General features: G+C 63.8%; 15 protein-coding genes. 10 read left to right on the top strand and 5 right to left on the bottom strand.

The window, feature by feature from the left end:
- Window positions 1–81: 81 nt before the first annotated feature.
- From EI28_RS00445 to EI28_RS00420, 7 genes are read left to right on the top strand one after another with little or no spacing between them, the layout of a single operon-like run.
- On the top strand, window positions 82–1,554 hold the full coding sequence (locus tag EI28_RS00445) for an NADH-quinone oxidoreductase subunit L (protein WP_369792228.1): 1,473 nt from the start codon (window positions 82–84) through the stop codon (window positions 1,552–1,554).
- On the top strand, window positions 1,551–1,931 hold the full coding sequence (locus EI28_RS15360) for a hypothetical protein (protein ID WP_369792223.1): 381 nt from the start codon (window positions 1,551–1,553) through the stop codon (window positions 1,929–1,931). The genes EI28_RS00445 and EI28_RS15360 overlap by 4 nt, the downstream gene beginning before the upstream one ends.
- Entirely contained in the window at window positions 1,928–2,806 is an 879-nt protein-coding gene (locus EI28_RS00440; RefSeq protein WP_048111770.1) for a respiratory chain complex I subunit 1 family protein, read from the top strand. The genes EI28_RS15360 and EI28_RS00440 overlap by 4 nt, the downstream gene beginning before the upstream one ends.
- A 5-nt stretch (window positions 2,807–2,811) precedes the next feature.
- On the top strand, window positions 2,812–3,294 hold the full coding sequence (locus tag EI28_RS00435) for an NADH-quinone oxidoreductase subunit B family protein (protein ID WP_048111768.1): 483 nt from the start codon (window positions 2,812–2,814) through the stop codon (window positions 3,292–3,294).
- On the top strand, window positions 3,291–3,671 hold the full coding sequence (locus EI28_RS00430; protein WP_048111767.1) for an NADH-quinone oxidoreductase subunit C: 381 nt from the start codon (window positions 3,291–3,293) through the stop codon (window positions 3,669–3,671). Before EI28_RS00435 ends, EI28_RS00430 begins: the two co-directional genes overlap by 4 nt.
- A complete protein-coding gene (locus EI28_RS00425; RefSeq protein WP_048111766.1) occupies window positions 3,656–4,735 on the top strand; it encodes a nickel-dependent hydrogenase large subunit in 1,080 nt (359 codons plus the stop codon). The genes EI28_RS00430 and EI28_RS00425 overlap by 16 nt, the downstream gene beginning before the upstream one ends.
- Before the next feature lie 22 nt (window positions 4,736–4,757).
- Window positions 4,758–5,156 (top strand): 4Fe-4S binding protein, encoded by a 399-nt coding sequence (locus EI28_RS00420; protein ID WP_369792222.1) that lies wholly within the window; start codon window positions 4,758–4,760, stop codon window positions 5,154–5,156.
- A gap of 564 nt (window positions 5,157–5,720) precedes the next feature.
- Here EI28_RS00420 and EI28_RS00415 read toward each other — a convergent pair.
- The 4 genes from EI28_RS00415 to EI28_RS00400 all read right to left on the bottom strand — a co-directional run bounded on the left by EI28_RS00415 (window position 5,721) and on the right by EI28_RS00400 (window position 10,558).
- Window positions 5,721–7,121, bottom strand: coding sequence for an NAD(P)/FAD-dependent oxidoreductase (locus EI28_RS00415; protein ID WP_231476500.1), 1,401 nt, complete (start codon window positions 7,119–7,121; stop codon window positions 5,721–5,723).
- A gap of 66 nt (window positions 7,122–7,187) precedes the next feature.
- The gene (locus EI28_RS00410; RefSeq protein ID WP_048111764.1) at window positions 7,188–8,975 is read right to left on the bottom strand and encodes an SLC13 family permease; all 1,788 of its coding nucleotides are present in this window, start codon (window positions 8,973–8,975) and stop codon (window positions 7,188–7,190) included.
- A 66-nt stretch (window positions 8,976–9,041) separates the two neighbouring features.
- Window positions 9,042–9,725, bottom strand: coding sequence for a YkgJ family cysteine cluster protein (locus EI28_RS00405; protein WP_048111762.1), 684 nt, complete (start codon window positions 9,723–9,725; stop codon window positions 9,042–9,044).
- 119 nt (window positions 9,726–9,844) lie between these two features.
- The gene (locus tag EI28_RS00400) at window positions 9,845–10,558 is read right to left on the bottom strand and encodes a SagB/ThcOx family dehydrogenase (protein WP_048111760.1); all 714 of its coding nucleotides are present in this window, start codon (window positions 10,556–10,558) and stop codon (window positions 9,845–9,847) included.
- Window positions 10,559–10,810: 252 nt separating this feature from the next.
- Between EI28_RS00400 and EI28_RS00395 the strand changes: the two genes are divergently transcribed.
- The 3 genes from EI28_RS00395 to EI28_RS15240 all read left to right on the top strand — a co-directional run bounded on the left by EI28_RS00395 (window position 10,811) and on the right by EI28_RS15240 (window position 14,032).
- Entirely contained in the window at window positions 10,811–11,680 is an 870-nt protein-coding gene (locus EI28_RS00395; protein WP_231476499.1) for a calcium/sodium antiporter, read from the top strand.
- Between the two features lie 448 nt (window positions 11,681–12,128).
- The gene (locus tag EI28_RS15245) at window positions 12,129–13,172 is read left to right on the top strand and encodes a beta-propeller domain-containing protein (protein WP_255342058.1); all 1,044 of its coding nucleotides are present in this window, start codon (window positions 12,129–12,131) and stop codon (window positions 13,170–13,172) included.
- Window positions 13,097–14,032 (top strand): beta-propeller domain-containing protein, encoded by a 936-nt coding sequence (locus EI28_RS15240; protein ID WP_255342059.1) that lies wholly within the window; start codon window positions 13,097–13,099, stop codon window positions 14,030–14,032. Before EI28_RS15245 ends, EI28_RS15240 begins: the two co-directional genes overlap by 76 nt.
- Here EI28_RS15240 and EI28_RS00385 read toward each other — a convergent pair.
- Entirely contained in the window at window positions 13,990–16,746 is a 2,757-nt protein-coding gene (locus tag EI28_RS00385) for an HAD-IC family P-type ATPase (protein ID WP_048111758.1), read from the bottom strand. The two genes, EI28_RS15240 and EI28_RS00385, sit on opposite strands and share 43 nt — an antisense overlap.
- Window positions 16,747–16,857 lie beyond the last annotated feature (111 nt).

Genomic DNA, 16,857 nt, shown 5'->3' with positions numbered 1-16,857 from the left:
GGTACCCTACGAGGAACAATAGTGCAGACGCTGCTCTTCCTAATATTATTCCCCATCCTCGTCGCGTGCCTTTTATTGTTCGTGAAACGGACGACACTTCGCTACGCGGTGGTCGCCCTCTCGGCTCTTGCTATCGGAGGGGCTTCGATATACCTGCTTATGCGGTATGCGCTCGAGGGCGCGGTCTATTTCGCCGCGCCGTCGGAGACGGTCAGCCTCGCCATGGTGGCCATCGAGATGGGGCTCGCGCTCTTCATCATCTACATGGGCGCTAAGTTCAGGAACTACCTGGCAATCGTGCTGGCCGTCATCCAGGCGGCGCTGGTGGTATACCTCGAGGCCACGTACTCGGGGAGCCTTCATGCGGTCAACAACCTCTTCATCGACCAGTTCTCCATCATCATGGCCCTGATCGTGGGGCTCATCGGGTGCCTCATAGCCGTATACGCGGTCAGGTACATGGAGACCTACCACCACCACCACCCGGAGGTGCGTGACCGGCAGAAGATGTTCTTCTTCGTTACCTTCATCTTCCTCGCCGCGATGTTCGGCCTGGTCTTCTCCAACAACCTCATGTGGCTCTTCTTCTTCTGGGAGATCACCACAATCACATCGTTCCTGCTGATCGGATACTCGGAGACCGAAGAAGCGACGAATAACGCCTTCCGCGCACTGGTGATGAACCTTCTCGGCGGGGTCGCGTTCGTCGTCGCGCTCATCATCCTCGCCGCAACCGAGGCGACGAGCGGCGGCATCGATCTCGCCCGGGTGCTCGCCTCCGGCGACGCGGCCATCATCCTGCTTCCGGCCGCTCTGATCGGGTTTGCCGGGATAACGAAGGCCGCGCTGATGCCCTTCTCCTCCTGGCTTCTCGGGGCGATGGTGGCCCCGACCCCGGTCTCGGCGCTGCTCCACTCGAGCACCATGGTCAAGGCCGGCGTCTACATCCTGGTCAGGTTCTCGCCGGTCTTTGCCGGGACGCTTGCCGGGTTCTCCATCGGCCTCGTCGGCGCCGTGACCTTCGTCGTCGCATCCGCGATCGCGATATCGCAGAACAACGCAAAACTGGTTCTCGCCTACTCGACGATCGCAAACCTCGGCCTGATAGCCGCCTGTGCGGGTGTCGGAACCTACATGCTCGTCTGGGCCGCAATCCTCCTGATCATCTTCCACGCCGTCGCGAAGGCGCTCCTCTTCCTCGGGACCGGGGCAATCGAGCACCAGGTCGGGAGCCGGGACATCGAGGATATGGAAGGCCTGATCGTCCGGATGCCCAGGATGGCGGTGATGATGTTCATCGGGATCGCCGGCATGTTCCTTGCACCCTTCGGCATGCTGATCTCCAAGTGGGCGGCGATCGAGGCGTTCGTCCAGGTCCAGGCTCCCTTCGGCCTGATCTTCATCGCGCTCCTCGCCTACGGAAGCGCCATCACGGTCTTTTTCTGGGCGAAATGGATGGGCAAACTCATCGCGGTCACCAGGAACCAGGAAAAGGTCGAGAAAGGGTTCTTCGAAGAACCCTGGGCCCCCTCTACATCATCACCGGCCTCGTGATAGCGGCCGTTCTCCTCTTCCCGGTCATCTCCTCGACGCTGATCGAACCGTACGTCCTTGCCATCTACGGGGTTACGGCGCTCATGGCGCAGGCGAACGTCGCCATCATGCTCCTGATGATGACTCTGCTCCTCGTCCTCCCGATCTCGTTCCTCCTCTTCAGGAGGAGCGCAAAGCACCTCCCGGCCTACATGGGCGGGAGGCCGGCGACGCCGGATCTGCACTTCGCCGGGTCGCTCGGCCTGACACGGGAGGCACAGACCCGGAACTACTACCTCACCGAGTACTTCGGCGAGGCAAAACTCTTCCTTCCGGGGGCAGTGATCTGTACCGTCCTGATCCTTGTATCGTGGGCTCTCGCGGGGGTGGCGCTATGACCTGGACCTGGCTCATCGGGGCGGTTCTCTTCCTCGTCCTCGCGCCCATCGCCGGCGGCCTCATCGCGGGAATCGACCGAAGGATCACCGCGCGGATGCAGGGGAGGGTCGGGCCGCCGCTCCTGCAGCCCTTCTACGACGTCGGCAAACTCTTCGAGAAGGAGAGCGTCGTCGTCACGACGGCGCAGAACTTCTACGTCCTTGCCTACCTGATCTTCATCGCCCTCTCCGGCGCGCTCTTCTTCGCGGGAGGGGACCTGTTGCTGATCATCTTCGCCTTCACGCTCGCTCACGTCTTCCTGGTGCTCGGGGCCTATGCGGCCCACTCCCCCTACAGCCACATCGGGGCCGAGCGCGAACTGATCCAGTTGATGGCATATGAACCGATGATCATCCTCGCGGCCGTCGGACTCTACATGGTCACGAACAGTTTCTACGTCGCCGAGATCGCCGTCTCGACCATACCGGCCATCCTCTACCTCCCCGGCGTCTTCCTGGGCTTCGTGACCATTCTCACGATCAAGCTTCGGAAATCTCCTTTCGACATCTCGACGTCGCACCACGCGCACCAGGAGATCGTCAAGGGTATCACGACGGAGTTCTCGGGATCGACGCTCGCCCAGGTCGAGATCGCCCACTGGTACGAGAACATCTTCCTCCTCGGGTTCGTCTACCTCTTCTTTGCCTGGAACCCCGTGATCGGGATCGTCGCGGTCGCGGTCACGTATCTCGCCGAGATCTTCATCGACAACGCCACTGCGCGGGTTCGGTGGCAGGCGGCGCTGAAGAGCGGCTGGCTTGCGGCGGTACTCGGCATCGTGAACCTGGCGATCCTCGCCTATATCCTCGCCTATATGATGACTGGAGGTGCATGAGTACCATGGCATTCCTGAAGCGGTCACCCTGGATCCTTCACTACGATGGGTCCAGCTGCAACGGGTGCGACATCGAGGTGCTTGCGTGCCTCACCCCGCTCTACGATGTGGAGCGGTTCGGCATGATCAACACCGGGAACCCGAAGCATGCTGACGTCCTGCTGATCACCGGCGGAATCAACACGCAGAACCGGGAGGTGGTCAAAAACATCTACGAGCAGATGCCGGAGCCGAAAGTTGTCATTGCGGTCGGCGTCTGCGCCGCAACCGGCGGCATATTCCGGGAATGCTACAATATCGTTGGCGGCATCGACAAAGTTATCCCCGTCGACGTCTATGTCCCGGGATGCGCGGCAAGGCCGGAGCAGATCATCGACGGTGTCGTAACAGCGCTTTCGATCCTCGAAGAGAAACGGGCGAAGATGGCCGGGGCGGCGCAGACAAAAGAAGAAGCGCGGCATGAGGAACAGGCAGGTGAGAGTACATGACAGTTAAAGAGGAGCAAACGACCACCGACGTCGCGCTGGAGAATCTCCTGCAGGAGATCGAGGCACTTCACGCCGGGGGATACCGCCTCGTCCAGATCGGGTGCACGGATCTCGACGGATCTTACGAGATCAACTACTCGTTCGATAAAGACTACCAGTTCAAAAACCTCCGCCTGACTATCGGGCCGGAGACGGAGGTTCCGAGCATCTCCGGGATCTACTGGGGAGCGTTCGTCTACGAAAACGAGATGCACGACTCTTTCGGGGTCCCGGTAACCGGGATTAACATCGACTTTAAAGGAACGTTCATCAGGACGGACGAAAAATATCCGCTCAGCGTCACGAGAAGGAGGGGCGACCGATGCCAGAACGTATAATCGTGCCGTTCGGGCCGCAGCACCCGGTGCTGCCGGAGCCGATCCATATCGACCTCGTCCTCGAGGACGAGAACGTGGTGGACGCGATCCCCTCGATCGGCTACATCCACCGGGGACTTGAGCAGCTCGTGCAGAAACGCGAGTATACCGAGTATGTCTATGTGGCGGAACGGATCTGCGGGATCTGCAGTTTCATCCACGCGCTCTGCTACTGCCAGGGCGTCGAGCATATCATGAAAATCGAGGTTCCGGACCGGGCACGCTACCTCCGGACGATCTGGTCCGAGTACTCGCGTATTCACTCGCACCTCCTCTGGCTCGGGCTCTTTGCCGACGGGATGGGCTTTGAGAACCTCTTCATGCGGTCCTGGCAGCTCCGGGAGAGCGTGCTCGACGTGCTCGAGGACACCACCGGCGGGAGGGTCATTCAGGGCTCCTGCAAGGTCGGCGGGGTCAGGCGCGACATCGGGCAGGAGAAACTCGACGAGATCCACCGGTCGCTCGATCTCTTCGATCAGCAGTGCCGGGGTCTCGGCGACGTCTTCTTAAACGACGATACGGTGAAGTACCGTCTCAAGGGACTCGGGGTCATCTCAAAGGACGAGGCCTACGACCTGGGGGCGGCGGGGCCGACCGCCAGGGGGAGCGGGGTCGCGATGGACCACCGCGAGACCGGCTATGCGGCCTACGGGGATCTCGGCTTCAAGCCGGTCGTCGAGACCACCGGCGACTGCTACGCCCGGTGCGCTGTTCGGGTCAAGGAGGTTTACGCGTCCATCGACCTGATCCGGCGGGCGATCGAGGAGATGCCCGAAGGACCCATCGACGTGAAGGTCAAGGGGACGCCCGACGGCGAGTACTTCTCCCGCGCGGAGCAGCCCCGGGGCGAGGTCATCCACTACCTCAAGGGCGACGGGAGCAAGCACCTTGCCCGGGCCCGTATCAGGACGCCGACGCTCGCGAACATCCCGCCGCTCGTGAAGATGCTCCCGGGCATCCAGCTCGCGGATGTCCCGATCGTCGTCCTCTCGATCGACCCCTGCATCGGCTGCATGGAGAGGTGAAGACGAAATGGGAATTTTTCAGATGACAAAGACGGTTCTCCGGAACCTTGCAGGCGGTCCGGCCACCCGGCAGTACCCGGCGGTGCCGGCACGGAGCTGCTCCCTCACCCGGGGCCACATCGTCTTCGATCCGTCCAGCTGCCGCTCCTGCAGCCTCTGCGTGAAACGGTGCCCGTGCGAAGCGATCCGTCTCGACAAGGAGGCGAAGGTCTGGGAGATCGACCGCATGCGGTGCATCGCCTGCGGCGACTGCGTCGAGGGCTGCCCGTTCGGGAGCCTCACGATGGAGCAGAGTTACCACCCTCCGGTGACGGAGCACGTGGTGGAGCGCTACACCATCACCTACGTGAAGCCCGAGAGGCCCGCGAAGAAACCGGCCGAAGAGAGCACAAAGGAAGAAGGCGTCGGCGAGAGCGCGTGAAGCATGGGGGCGGGGTGCAGGGGCACCCCGGTGGAGCCCCTTTTTGAGAACTTTTTTGGTTCGCGCTCAGTGGCCGTTCGAGCGCCTGAGGTGTAGGTAGTAGTTTAGGATCGATACACGGGACGGTTCGGAGTTATGGCTCTCCGAAAGGGATGATGATGCACGGTCGCATTCTGTTTCTTGTACCTGAGGATTCGTGAACTCCACCAGCACATATGCCGGCCACGGCTTTCCAGTGGATATCGCGTCTGGGGGAGGGGCGACGGGGAGGGGGCTGGCCCCCTCCCCTGTCTCTACCCCGTAAGGTTCTACCTGTGACCCCACCCCGCCCGGCCTCCGGCCTCCTCCCCCGCCCCTTAGGGGCGGGGGCAGTGCGTGGCGATATCCCCCCGGTCCAGTGTACCAGATTCGCTCATGGTCTCGGTTGTTCCGGCAGTCACAATCGCACCCAACACACGTCAAGAAGTGAAAAAACCGTTTCTTTCTAAAATAGGGTGCCTACCACACCCCTACGAGACTCTAACCAGTCGGAATAACATTGCCTTCCGGTTAATTTTACTCCTTTCACTTCCTCACCAGCGGATACACCATGTGGATGATGTCGTAGGTGTTGCTCGGGTAGGCCCACGGGATCGCGTCCAGCGTGAGGTCGTCCACCGTCAGACCGTGTTTGATCGCGAGGGCGAAGATGTTGATCACCTCCTCGACGTGGGGCCCGATGAGGTGGGCGCCGAGGATCCGGCGGGAATCCTCGTCGACCAGGAGTTTGTAGCCGGCGTGCCTCTGCCCAATGCTCCGGTTCGTGAACCGCCCGGAGAGGTCGCCGGCGTTGGCGACGTAGGGGATTCCCTTCTCCTTCGCCGCTTCTTCCGTGAGCCCGACGGAGGCGATGGGCGGGTTCGTGAAGACGGCGCTCGGGACGACGGAGTAGTCCGCAACGCGGGCATCGCTGCCCAGGATGTTGTCGACGACGATGTGGGCGTCCCTCACCGCCACCGGGGTCAGCTGCGGGCTCTGCGGGTTCGCGTCCCCGGCAACGTAGACCGCGGGATTCGAGACGCTCCGGAGGTGTTCGTCGACCACGATCCCGCGGCGGTCGGTCTCGACGTTCCCCGCGGCAGGATCGAGTTCCTCGACCGCCGATACCCTGCCTGCGCCGTGGACGACCATATCGGCACCAAAGGTCTTCTCCTCTCCGTCCCTTCCGGCCCGTACGCGCAGATCGGCGGCGTTCTTCTCGACCGAGACGAGCGGCATGTTCATCTGCACGTCGATCCCCGCCTCCCCCGACGCCAGCAGCAGCCGGTCGACGATATCGGGATCGAACTCTTTGAGCACCTGCCCGCTCCGCTGGAGGATGGTCACCGCCGACCCGGCAGCGGCGGCGATGTGGGCGAATTCAAACGAGATGTAGCCCCCGCCGACGAATACGATCCGTTCCGGGAGCGCTTCAAGGTAGAAGAAGTCGTCGCTTGAGGTCATCAGGTCCTCGCCCGGGACGTTTAAGGGGCGGGGGTGCGCACCGGCGGCGATCACGATGTACCGGCCCGTGAGCGTATCGGCGGCGACCGCCACCCTATCCGGCCCGGTAAAGCGGGCAAGCCCGTGGTAGGTATGGATCCCCGCCCCCCGGAAGCGCTCCTCCTTTTGCCGGGGAACGGGATCGGTGAAGGTCCTCTCAAAGGCGATCAGTTCCGGCCAGTCGATCGCGATCGCTCCCCGAATACCGTTCCCCAGCTGGTCATGGGCACGGGAAACCACCTCTGCGGCACCGGCGAGCACCTTTTTGGGGACACAGCCCCACAGGGCGCACGTCCCCCCGTAGTCCCGGGAATCAACGATCGCTACCTGCATCCCGGCCTTCCTGCAGTGCCAGGCGATGTCGGAACCGGCGTTCCCCGTTCCGATAACGACGACGTCGTACTCCCGCTCCATGGTGAGAGCCCGGTCGCCATGGACCGGCATAAAGGTTTACCCGGCCAGGAAGAATGCGGCACCGCCGGCTGCCCGGTCCGGGGACGGCACGGGAAGTCAGAAGTAGAGAAAAGAGACGATGCCGACGGCGATGAGGATGAAGACGACCGTCATGATGCTCCCGGGGACTATGTAGTCCCGGGTCCGGTAGTTCCCCGGGCCCATCAGGAGGGCGTTCACCGGATGTGTCGGGAGGAGGAAGGAGTTCGACGTGCAGATCCCGACGAGGAGCGCGAGGCCGCGCGGATCGAGCCCGAACGAACCCGCCATAACCAGCGCGAGCGGAACCAGGAGGACGGTGGCGGCGATATTCGACATGACAAGCGAGAAGGCGGTCGCGAGGACCGCAACCGCGATGAGGATGAGGGGCGTCGGGTATCCGGCGACCAGGCCGGCCGTCTGATCCGCGATGAATCGGGCGGTCCCGCTCGTATCCATGGCGATGCCGAGGGGAAGAATTCCGGCAATCAGCGTGAGCGTCCGCCAGTCTATCGCCCGGTAAACCTCGCCGATCGGGATGACCCGGAGGAGGATCATCGCGAGCACTCCCGAAAGAAGGCTCGTTGCGATCGAGAGCCCGGTGTAAGTGAGGGCGACGGCGGCAAGAAAGCAAAGGACGGCAGCGGCCGCACCGCGCTCGCGAACCCCCGCCCGCCCCTCGACGGGAGTCACCATGACGAAGTTCCGGTTCGTGGCGAGCGCCCGCAGCCGTTCCCAGCGCCCTAAAACGACCATCGCGTCCCCCGCCTGCAGCGGGCGGTCGGCAAGGTTCCTCCGCTGCTCCTCGGTTCCGGAGAGGAGGATCAGCACCTCGACGCCGTAGGTCACCCGGAACTCGAGGTCGCGAAGCGTTTTACCGACGATCTCTCCATACGGGCGGACGATCACTTCCGCAAACCCCACGTTCGGGTCGGCCATGACGTTCGCGGTGCTCTCCCCCGCCCGAACCCACTCGAGCCCGAAATTGTCCACGAACCGCCTGACATCCTCATCCTGCCCGAGAATGCCGAGTTCCTGCCCGGCGACGAACCGGGTGTGGCGCCACGGCGTGTAGGTGATCTCGCCCCGCTCGGCAAGAGAGATGAGATGGAGATTGTAGTGCGAGATCATATGCACCTCCTCGCGTGTCTTCCCGACGATAGGGCTCCCGGGCGGGACCCGCAGGTAGAATATCCGGCATGGCGGACACCATGTCCGGATCAGTTCCTCCTGCGGGCTCAACCGCGCCTTCTCGCGCCGGGGAAGGACCCGGTCCCCGAAGAAGCAGAAGAAGGCAATCCCGGCAAGCAGGAGCGGCACGCCGATGGGCGTCACAGCAAAGAGTCCGAAGGGGGCATACCCCTGCTGGGAGAGGAGATCGTTGAGGATGATGAGGGTGCCCGCCCCCACCATGCTGACGGTGCCCCCGAGGATCGCGGCATAGCCGACGGGCAGGAGAAGTCGCGATGCCGGAACCCCGGAAAGCGACGATACCCGCAGGAGCGACGGGAGGAAGACGGCGGTCGCTCCGACACTCTGCATGAACGCCGAGAGAGAGCCGGCGACGATGGAGACGGCGGCGATGAGCCGACGCTCGCCGGTCCCGGCGAGCCCGACGATCGCGCGGGCGATGCGGATCGTCACCCCGGTCCGGTCGAGCCCGTGGCCGAGCACCATCACCGAGAGCATCGCGACGACCGCGCTGCTCGATAACCCCGAGAGAGCCTGCGCCGGAGTAACGAGCCCGAGCCACGCGAGCGCGAGGGCCACGAGCACGGCGGCGACATCGACCCTGACGGCGCCGGAGATAAAGAGGACGGCGGTGCCGGCCACCACCAGCAGGGTGAGGAGGATCTCGGTCTCCATCGGGCACCCGGAGGTGAGCGGAGCAGAAAAAGGTGCGGGCGGATTGTCTCGAAACCGGCCGGAGCGTTACTCCCCGTACACGTCGCGGGTGACCCGGTGCGGCTCAAACCGCCCGCGGTGGAAGACCAGAACTTCGGCCTCTGCGCCTTTTCGGAAATCCCGCATCAGGAGATCGTAGGTCCGCCGGACGTACCGCAGTCCTTCCCGGTCGAAGAGGTCGCGGAGGGCCCGCCGGAACCGGATCGCCTGGTCGAGAAACGCCGCTTCGTAGGCCCGGGTCTCCCGGGCAATCCGGGCGCACTCGGCATCGTCAATCGGGTTGTTGTAGCATCCGTGTTCGTTCAAACCGCCGATCTGCCGCCAGTCGACGGCACCCGTCTCGTCGGCCTCCCGGTGGAGCATGTAGGGGTAGACCCGGCAGATGGCGAATCGCCGGTCGTAGATGCTGCACCTGCCATCCTCAAGGAAGATACAGGAGCCGTCCGGGTTTGTCCGGAGGGCGTAGCCCGAGACGTAGAACCTCCCCTGCTGATCGCAGGCATCAAAATCGGGTGCCGGGACGACGGCGTCGGGCGCAAACGAGCGGACGCTGTCGGTATCCTCCTCCAGCAAAAAGACATGACCGTTGAACTCCCGGGTGCAGCACCGGCCGCAACAGTCGCAGGAGAACCCCACCTCCCGGATGATCGCGATGAACTCGTCTTCCGGGAACCGGAGAAGTCTTTCGCGTTCCGCTTCAAGGGCAACAATCTGTTCGTCGAACGTGAACGTAGCCGGTAACCTCCGTTTGTCGGCCCGGCACGAATGCCGGACCTTCTTCCCTCAGGTGTAGAACGGGGAGGGGGATATGCCCTTCGGCACCCGCCTTCTTACGGCTTTTTCCCGACAGTCGCAACGTAGATCAGGAATTGGCGTTCGCCGTCGATGCCGAGAAGCAGGTTCATCGCCGCGTCGTCGAAAGCGGCGATCGCGCAGACGCCGCACCCCACGCCCGATGCCGCCAGGTAGAGGTTCTGGCAGGCGTGGCCGGCATCGAGATGCAGGTAGCGGTAGCCGCGCTCGCCGTAGCGCCACGCCATCCGGTCGGGGACGGCAGTCCAGAGGAAGGTGACGGCGCTCTCGAGGACGTGCGGCTGATCCAGGCATCCCGCCGCCACTTGCCGCGCAATGCCGGGGTCGCGTGACTCTTCGGCAAGGCGGTGCTCCAGCGCGAGGTAGCGGTAGAGCCCCGGCGGGACACCCTCGACCCGGTTGACCAGGAGGTAGGTCTCGAACGCGTGGCGTGCGCCTGCGGACGGGACGGTACGGAGGGTGAACACCCCGTCGACGACGCGCCTGACCCCCTGGGTGCACCAGAGGAGAAAGGCAACTTCCTCAAGCGTGAGCGGTTCCGATGCGTAGTTCCTGACGCTCTCCCGCTGCTCAATCGCGTCCCGAAGATCGACGGCAGGGGTGGCGATATCACCGGGCGCGGGCAGCGGAACGACCGTCTTCGCTTTTGTGTACGGAACCTCGAGAGGGGGAGGGGGACGGCCGAACATCTGATCCGACGGCGGCTGGGCTCCTAACTCCGTCCTCTGCATGAACTCCCTTCCCGCTCCGTGCAGGGACCTGGCTCCCGGAGTGAACATGACCGGGCCGGTGGATGCCGGGATTACATAACTTTTTGCCCGCCGCGCACTCGCCGCTCCCGGCAGCCTCCGGGACTCGGATTCGGAAACGTATTAGCAGACCCCGCCCAATTAATATCACTACTCCCGGGGCATTCCAGTGATCGTGACCATTATCGTATTCATCGTCGGCGTAGCCTCCTCGTCAAAGGAGCCGACCTCTTCGTGGGCGGCGGAAGCGGCCTCGCTCTCCGCCACAGCATCTCCCCGGCCCTGATCGGGTCGACGATCATCGCGTTCGGTACATCCCTCCCGGAACTCGTCGTCAGCACGAACGCCGCGGCAACCGGCAACACCGGAATTGCCCTCGGGAACGTCATCGGGAGCAATATCGCAAACATAGCCCTGGTTCTCGCCCTCTGCACCTTCATCCGGCCAGGTATGGTTGCCGATTCAGGGACATCGCGTTCCGCGCTCACCCGGCACACCGTGCTGATGCTCGTTGCGACGGCGGTGTTCGCCCTGTTCGCCTTGAGCGGTACACTCGATTCCCTTGCCGGAGTTGTCTTCCTCATCCTCTTCGCAGGGATCCTCATTGTTCTCCTGCGGAAGGGGCGCGAGGAGGAAGACGTCGAGATAGAATCCCACGGATGGGCCGACATCCTCTACATCGGCCTCGGGCTCGTCGCCGTTATCATCGGCGCGCAGCTGGTCGTCGATGGAGCTGTTACGCTCGCAGAAGTCTTCGGGGTCCCGGATTTCGTCATCGGCGTCTCGGTCGTCGCCGTCGGCACGTCGCTGCCTGAACTTGCGACCTCCCTCGTCGCGGCCGTGAGAGACGAGGGCGCCATCTCCATCGGCAACATTCTCGGGAGCAACATCTTCAACCTCCTCCTGGTCCTCGGGATCAGTCTCCTCCTCGCCCCGGCCGCCATCGGGTCGACCATCGATATCATCGTCGTCGTCCTCATCTCGGTCGCGATCCTCCCCCTGCTCTTTGCCCGCCCCTCCGTTGTCCGGGGCTGGTCGGTCCTCCTGCTCCTCGGCTACGCCGCCTACATCGCCTGGAGTTTCGGGGCGGTGCCGATCGGGTGAGAGGATGTTCAGAACCGTCGTTCTTCGCGTGAGCACCGAAGGTGCGAAGGGGGGTTACAGGTAATTAGGCCAAACTTCGCGTCCTTCGCGGCTTCGCGTGAGTGAATTGGGGGATATCGACAGAACTTCACGCGAAGAACGCGAAGCCGCGAAGGGGAATTTTTCACCTTTCTACCGAATTTCGCGTTCTTCGCACCTGCGGTGCTCACGTTCCTGCCCACGCATCTCGCACCTCGGTGCTCGAACTCCGTTCGCACCCGACGGTGCTCAAGCTCTGGCCTTCCGGCCCGTCGCATTCCCATGGAACGTCGTTCCTACCGGTGCTCAAGCTCCCTCCCCGCAGGGGAGGTCGCACTTCGCATCACCCGAAGACTTCGAAAATATTCGTAGGTTACGCAAACCTGAAGCATAGGGACGTGCATCTCCCCCTATCGGAAGGTGAACGGATATGTGGAACCGAAACGCGGTGCTGGTGGCCGTCCTCGGGTGTCTCGTGATCGCCGCGATCATCGGGACCGCCCTCGCGTCGGAGGGCGGCGGGGAGGAGACCCAGGGAGACTTGCTGAAGTTTTCGTCGAAAGAAGAGATCGAAGCGTTCCTGAAGGAACACGCGCAGGGAGTGAAGAGCGGTAACGGCTACCCCTGGATGGCGGGGACCGGACAGGAGACCGCCATGGACGCGCCTGCACCGACGAGTGCGCCGCCCGCCCCGTCGGCCGCACGCGACTACTCAACCACGAACGTGCAGGTAGAGGGCGTGGACGAGGCCGACTTCCTGAAGAACGACGGAAGATACATCTACGTCATATCGGGCGAGACCATCGCGATCCTCGAAGCGTTCCCGGCAGAGGATGCCAGGATCGTCTCCGAAACCCGGATCGAAGGGTTCCCGACGGCGCTCTTCCTTGCAGGCGACCGCCTGACGGTCTTTGTCACCGGAACGGAAGAGATCATGACCACCGTGAAAGGGAGCGCGACACCCGTTCCCGTCCAGCGGGCGGTGACGCACGCATACATTTACGACATCGCCGACCGGAGCGATCCCGAACGGGTCCGGACCCGGACCTTCACCGGCAGTTACTACGACGCCCGGATGATCGGGGACAACGTCTACGTCCTCACGCGGGAGGCCCCCGTCTGGATACGGGACGAGATCGTCCTCCCCGAGGTGCGGACGGACGGCAGCGAGCCCATCCTGCCCGACGTCTATCGCCCCGGAACCCCGCTGCAGAACTACGTCTTCTACACCGCAAGCGCCTTCTCCGTCAAAAACGACAGGGCCACTCCCGACGCCGAGACGTTCCTCCTCGGCTACGACACCACCCTCTTTGCGTCGCAGAAGAACCTCTACATCGCTACCGCCACATGGGGACCCCCGGAACGGCGCCCGACTACGCCGGCAGCCGGGAGCAGACGATCGTCCACCGGTTCGCGATCGATGACGCAAGGATTGAGTATGAGGCCATGGGCAGGGTTCCCGGGCACCTCTTGAACCAGTTCTCGCTCGACGAGTACGAGGAGAACCTCCGGGTTGCGACGACCGTCGAGGGCTGGACGCGTGAGGGGTCGGTCCAGTATAACAACGTCTACGTTCTCGACCCCGCAATGGAGGTCATCGGGACGCTCGAGCACATCGCGCCGGACGAGAGGATCTACGCCGCCCGGTTCGTCGGCGACCGGCTGTATCTCGTGACGTTCAAGCGGATCGATCCCCTCTTCGTCATCGATCTCTCGGACCCGGAACACCCCGGCATCCTCGGGAAACTCAAGATCCCCGGCTACTCCGATTACCTCCACCCCTATGACGCCGACCACATCATCGGCATCGGCAAAGAGACGAGCGAGAACACCTGGGGCGGCGTCTCGGTGGAAGGGCTCAAGATCGCGCTCTTCGACGTCTCGGACGTGAATAACCCGATCCCGATCGACGACGTCGTGATCGGGGAGCCCGGAACCGACTCGGAAGCCCTCCGCGACCACAAGGCCTTCCTCTTTGTGAAAGAGAAGGACCTCCTCGCCATCCCGGTGAGCGAGATAAAACGGGTGGAGAACGCCGAATCGAAGTACCCCGGCTCCTACGGCACCGCGGCCTGGCAGGGGGCTTACGTCTACCGGGTGAACCCGGCAGAAGGGTTCGTCCTGCAGGGCACGGTCGCCCACGCGGAGAAAGGTTCCCCGTACACCTGGGACTCGCCCGACGCCGTGCGCCGGTCGCTCTTCATGGACGACACCCTCTACACCGTCTCGGCAAGAAGCATCGTCATGACCGATCTTGCCGACGGCAGCCGGGTGAACGAGGTCTTCCTCCCCTACCGGTGGGGGGCCTCCCCGACCCCTGTCCCGGTCCGGTGAACGGGAGGGCGGTGTCTCCGGACCGCCTTGAAGACCTCCATCACGATCACGACCGAGGAGGCCAGGGCGAGCAGCGAGAGCCACTCGACCAGGGAGACGGGCTGCAGCTGGAGGACATCCTGAAGGAAGGGGACGTAGAGCGCGAGGATGTGTATACCCTGGGCGGCAATGACGCCGGCGACCAGGAAGTAGTTGCGGCTGATGGGGACGCGGAACGCAGAGAGGTACTCCGACCGGCAGTTGAAGGCATGGAAATTCTCGAAGAGTACCATCAGCAGGACGAGCAGGTTCCGGGCCGCGAACTCGTCCCACCCGTTTGAGATAAGCCAGTGCCAAGCACCGAGCGCAACCAGCGCGATGACCGTACCGGAGAGAAGCACTTCTTCCATCATCAGCCGGTTGAAGATCCCCTCCTCGGGTCTTCTTGGTGGTCGTTTCATGACGCCGGGCTCACCCCCTTCGAACGCCAGCGCCACGTCCTGAATGCCGTTCGTCACCAGGTTCAGCCAGAGGAGCTGGACCGCAAGGATAGGCAGCGGCAGGCCTATGAGGAGGGCGAGCATGAAGAGGAGGACCTCCGCAAATCCGGTCGAGATCAGGAGGTAGACGACTTTGCGGACGTTGTCGTAGGCGTACCGTCCTTCCTCGATCCCGGCGACGATCGAGGCGAAGTCGTCGTCGGTGACGATCAGCGACGCCGTATCCTTGGCGACGTCGGTCCCGGAGCCCATCGCGACCCCGATGTTCGCGCTCCGGAGCGCCGGCGCATCGTTGACCCCGTCTCCGGTGACCGCGACGTATGCCCCGCTCTCACGGTATGCCTCGACAATCCGGAGTTTCTGCAGCGGCGTCACCCGGGCAAAGACCCGGGCACCCTGCACCCGGTCGATGAACTCCGTGAACGTCGGGATCTCTTCATCGCCCAGTTCCGCGCCGGTGACGACCCTGTCGGGGGAGTCCGTGATCTTGAGTTCCCGCGCGATGGCGAAAGCCGTTGCGGGATGGTCCCCCGTCACCATCACCACGTCGACCCCGGCGTCGCGGCACCGCCGCACGGCGTCGGGCACGTCGGGCCGGATCGGGTCGATGAACCCGACCAGGCCGAGGAGTTCGAGGGGAGGGACCTCTGGGTTCTCCGCAGAGACCCCTCCCTCCGCACGACCGTGAGCCACGGCAAGCACCCGGTAGCCGCGGGAGGTAAGGCTATCGAGTTCCTCCTGCACCCGGTCCGGATCAAGGGGCATGCTTCTGCCCGGCCCTGCAGCCATGGTGCGGCAGAACGGGAGAACGGTCTCGATGGCCCCCTTGACCGCCACCAGGGTCTCCTCGCCCTCCCGGTACCAGACGGCGGCATACCGGCGCTCGGACTCGAAAGGAATCTCGGCGACGGACGGTGCGCTCTCGCGGATACCGGCGGGGTCGAGCCCCAGCTTGTAGGTGAGCGCGAGGAACGCCACGTCGATTGCATCGCCCCGGTGCGTCCAGTCACCCCCGTCGTTCCGCTCCAGGGTGGCCTCGTTGCTGATCGTCGCGGCCCGGGCCAGGCTTTCTATCCGGTCACGGACGGAGCCGGCGACCGCGGTGCCGCTCTCGTCGAGGATCTCTCCTTCGCCCGCGTACCCGGCCCCGGTGACCGAGAACATTTCGCCCGTGGGCAGGGCGACGACCCGGGCGGTCTGCTGGTTCACGGTGAGGGTGCCGGTCTTGTCGCTCGCGATCAGCGTGCAGCTCCCGAGACTCTCCACGGCGGCAAGGAACCGGACGATAACGTTTCGTCCGGCCATCCGTGACGCTGCAATCGAGAGCGCGACGGTCAGGGCGATCGGCAGGCCCTCGGGGATCGCCGAGACCGCGAGGGCGACGGCGAGGAAGAAGACCTCGATGGGGGGCACCCCCTGGCCGAGGACGATGATCGCAAGCACCCCGGTGGCGGCAAGGACGGCGATGCTGATCTTTTTGGAGAAGTCTTCCATGCGGATGACGAGCGGGGGTTTGCCCGCCTCCGACGCCGTGACCGTCTCGGCGATCTGCCCGATCTCGGTGTTCTGGCCGGTCGCGACCACGACTCCTATGCTCCGGCCGGTCATGACGGTGCTGCCGGCGTAAAGCATACTCTGGCGGTCGCCGAGAGGCAGGGACACATCCACGGGATCGGTGTTCTTCCCGACCGCGTGGGACTCACCGGTCAGGAGCGACTCGTCGACGGCGAGTGATTGCGCCCTGATGACACGGACGTCGGCGGGGACGCGGTCGCCCGACACCAGGACGACGCGGTCGCCGGGAACCAGGTCTTCTGCCGGTACGGTCGCCTCGCGGCCGTCCCGCCGCACCCGTGCATGGATCTTGAGCATCTGTTGCAGCGCCGTTGCGCTCCGCTCCGCCTTCACCTCCTGGAACGTCCCGATGACGGCGTTAATCAGGATGACGATGAAGATGAAGACCGCGTCGGTAAAGTCGGCGAAGAGGACGGAGATGATCCCTGCTGCAAGGAGCACGTAGATGAGCGGACTCGTGAACTGGCGAAGGAAGACCTCAAACACCGTCGGAGGCCGCTTCTGCGGGAGTGCGTTCTCCCCGAAGGTCCCGCGCCGCCGGGCGACCTCTTCGTCCGTGAGGCCCGCCTCCGGCGAGGCGAGGTTTTCGGCTGCGTCGTCCGCCGGTAGGGCGTGCCATGCCGTCGTCCGGGACTCTTCGGGGGAGAGGGGTGCGTCCATACGATCATCTCACGGGTCTACGCCACAGGATGCAGGTGCCCCGGAAGAAGGGGTGCACCGGCCATGCCGAACGATCCGTATCAGCAGTAAATCGACCGAATGGTGAAGTCT

Source organism: Methanoculleus sp. MH98A (genome assembly GCF_000691865.1).
Classification (GTDB): Archaea; Halobacteriota; Methanomicrobia; order Methanomicrobiales; family Methanoculleaceae; genus Methanoculleus.
The sequence above is the reverse complement of the archived record's forward strand: the minus strand, read 5'-3'. Positions and strand labels throughout refer to the sequence as shown.

What these genes read in the sequence shown, in the direction of transcription:
- EI28_RS00435 (WP_048111768.1), top strand. Translation starts at nt 2,812, where the DNA reads ATGGCATTCCTGAAGCGGTCACCCTGGATCCTTCACTACGATGGGTCC.
- EI28_RS00415 (WP_231476500.1), bottom strand. Translation starts at nt 7,121, where the DNA reads ATGCCGGTCCATGGCGACCGGGCTCTCACCATGGAGCGGGAGTACGAC.
- EI28_RS00400 (WP_048111760.1), bottom strand. Translation starts at nt 10,558, where the DNA reads ATGCAGAGGACGGAGTTAGGAGCCCAGCCGCCGTCGGATCAGATGTTC.
- EI28_RS00410 (WP_048111764.1), bottom strand. Translation starts at nt 8,975, where the DNA reads ATGGAGACCGAGATCCTCCTCACCCTGCTGGTGGTGGCCGGCACCGCC.
- EI28_RS00425 (WP_048111766.1), top strand. Translation starts at nt 3,656, where the DNA reads ATGCCAGAACGTATAATCGTGCCGTTCGGGCCGCAGCACCCGGTGCTG.
- EI28_RS15245 (WP_255342058.1), top strand. Translation starts at nt 12,129, where the DNA reads ATGTGGAACCGAAACGCGGTGCTGGTGGCCGTCCTCGGGTGTCTCGTG.
- EI28_RS00385 (WP_048111758.1), bottom strand. Translation starts at nt 16,746, where the DNA reads ATGGACGCACCCCTCTCCCCCGAAGAGTCCCGGACGACGGCATGGCAC.
- EI28_RS00430 (WP_048111767.1), top strand. Translation starts at nt 3,291, where the DNA reads ATGACAGTTAAAGAGGAGCAAACGACCACCGACGTCGCGCTGGAGAAT.
- EI28_RS00440 (WP_048111770.1), top strand. Translation starts at nt 1,928, where the DNA reads ATGACCTGGACCTGGCTCATCGGGGCGGTTCTCTTCCTCGTCCTCGCG.
- EI28_RS00420 (WP_369792222.1), top strand. Translation starts at nt 4,758, where the DNA reads ATGACAAAGACGGTTCTCCGGAACCTTGCAGGCGGTCCGGCCACCCGG.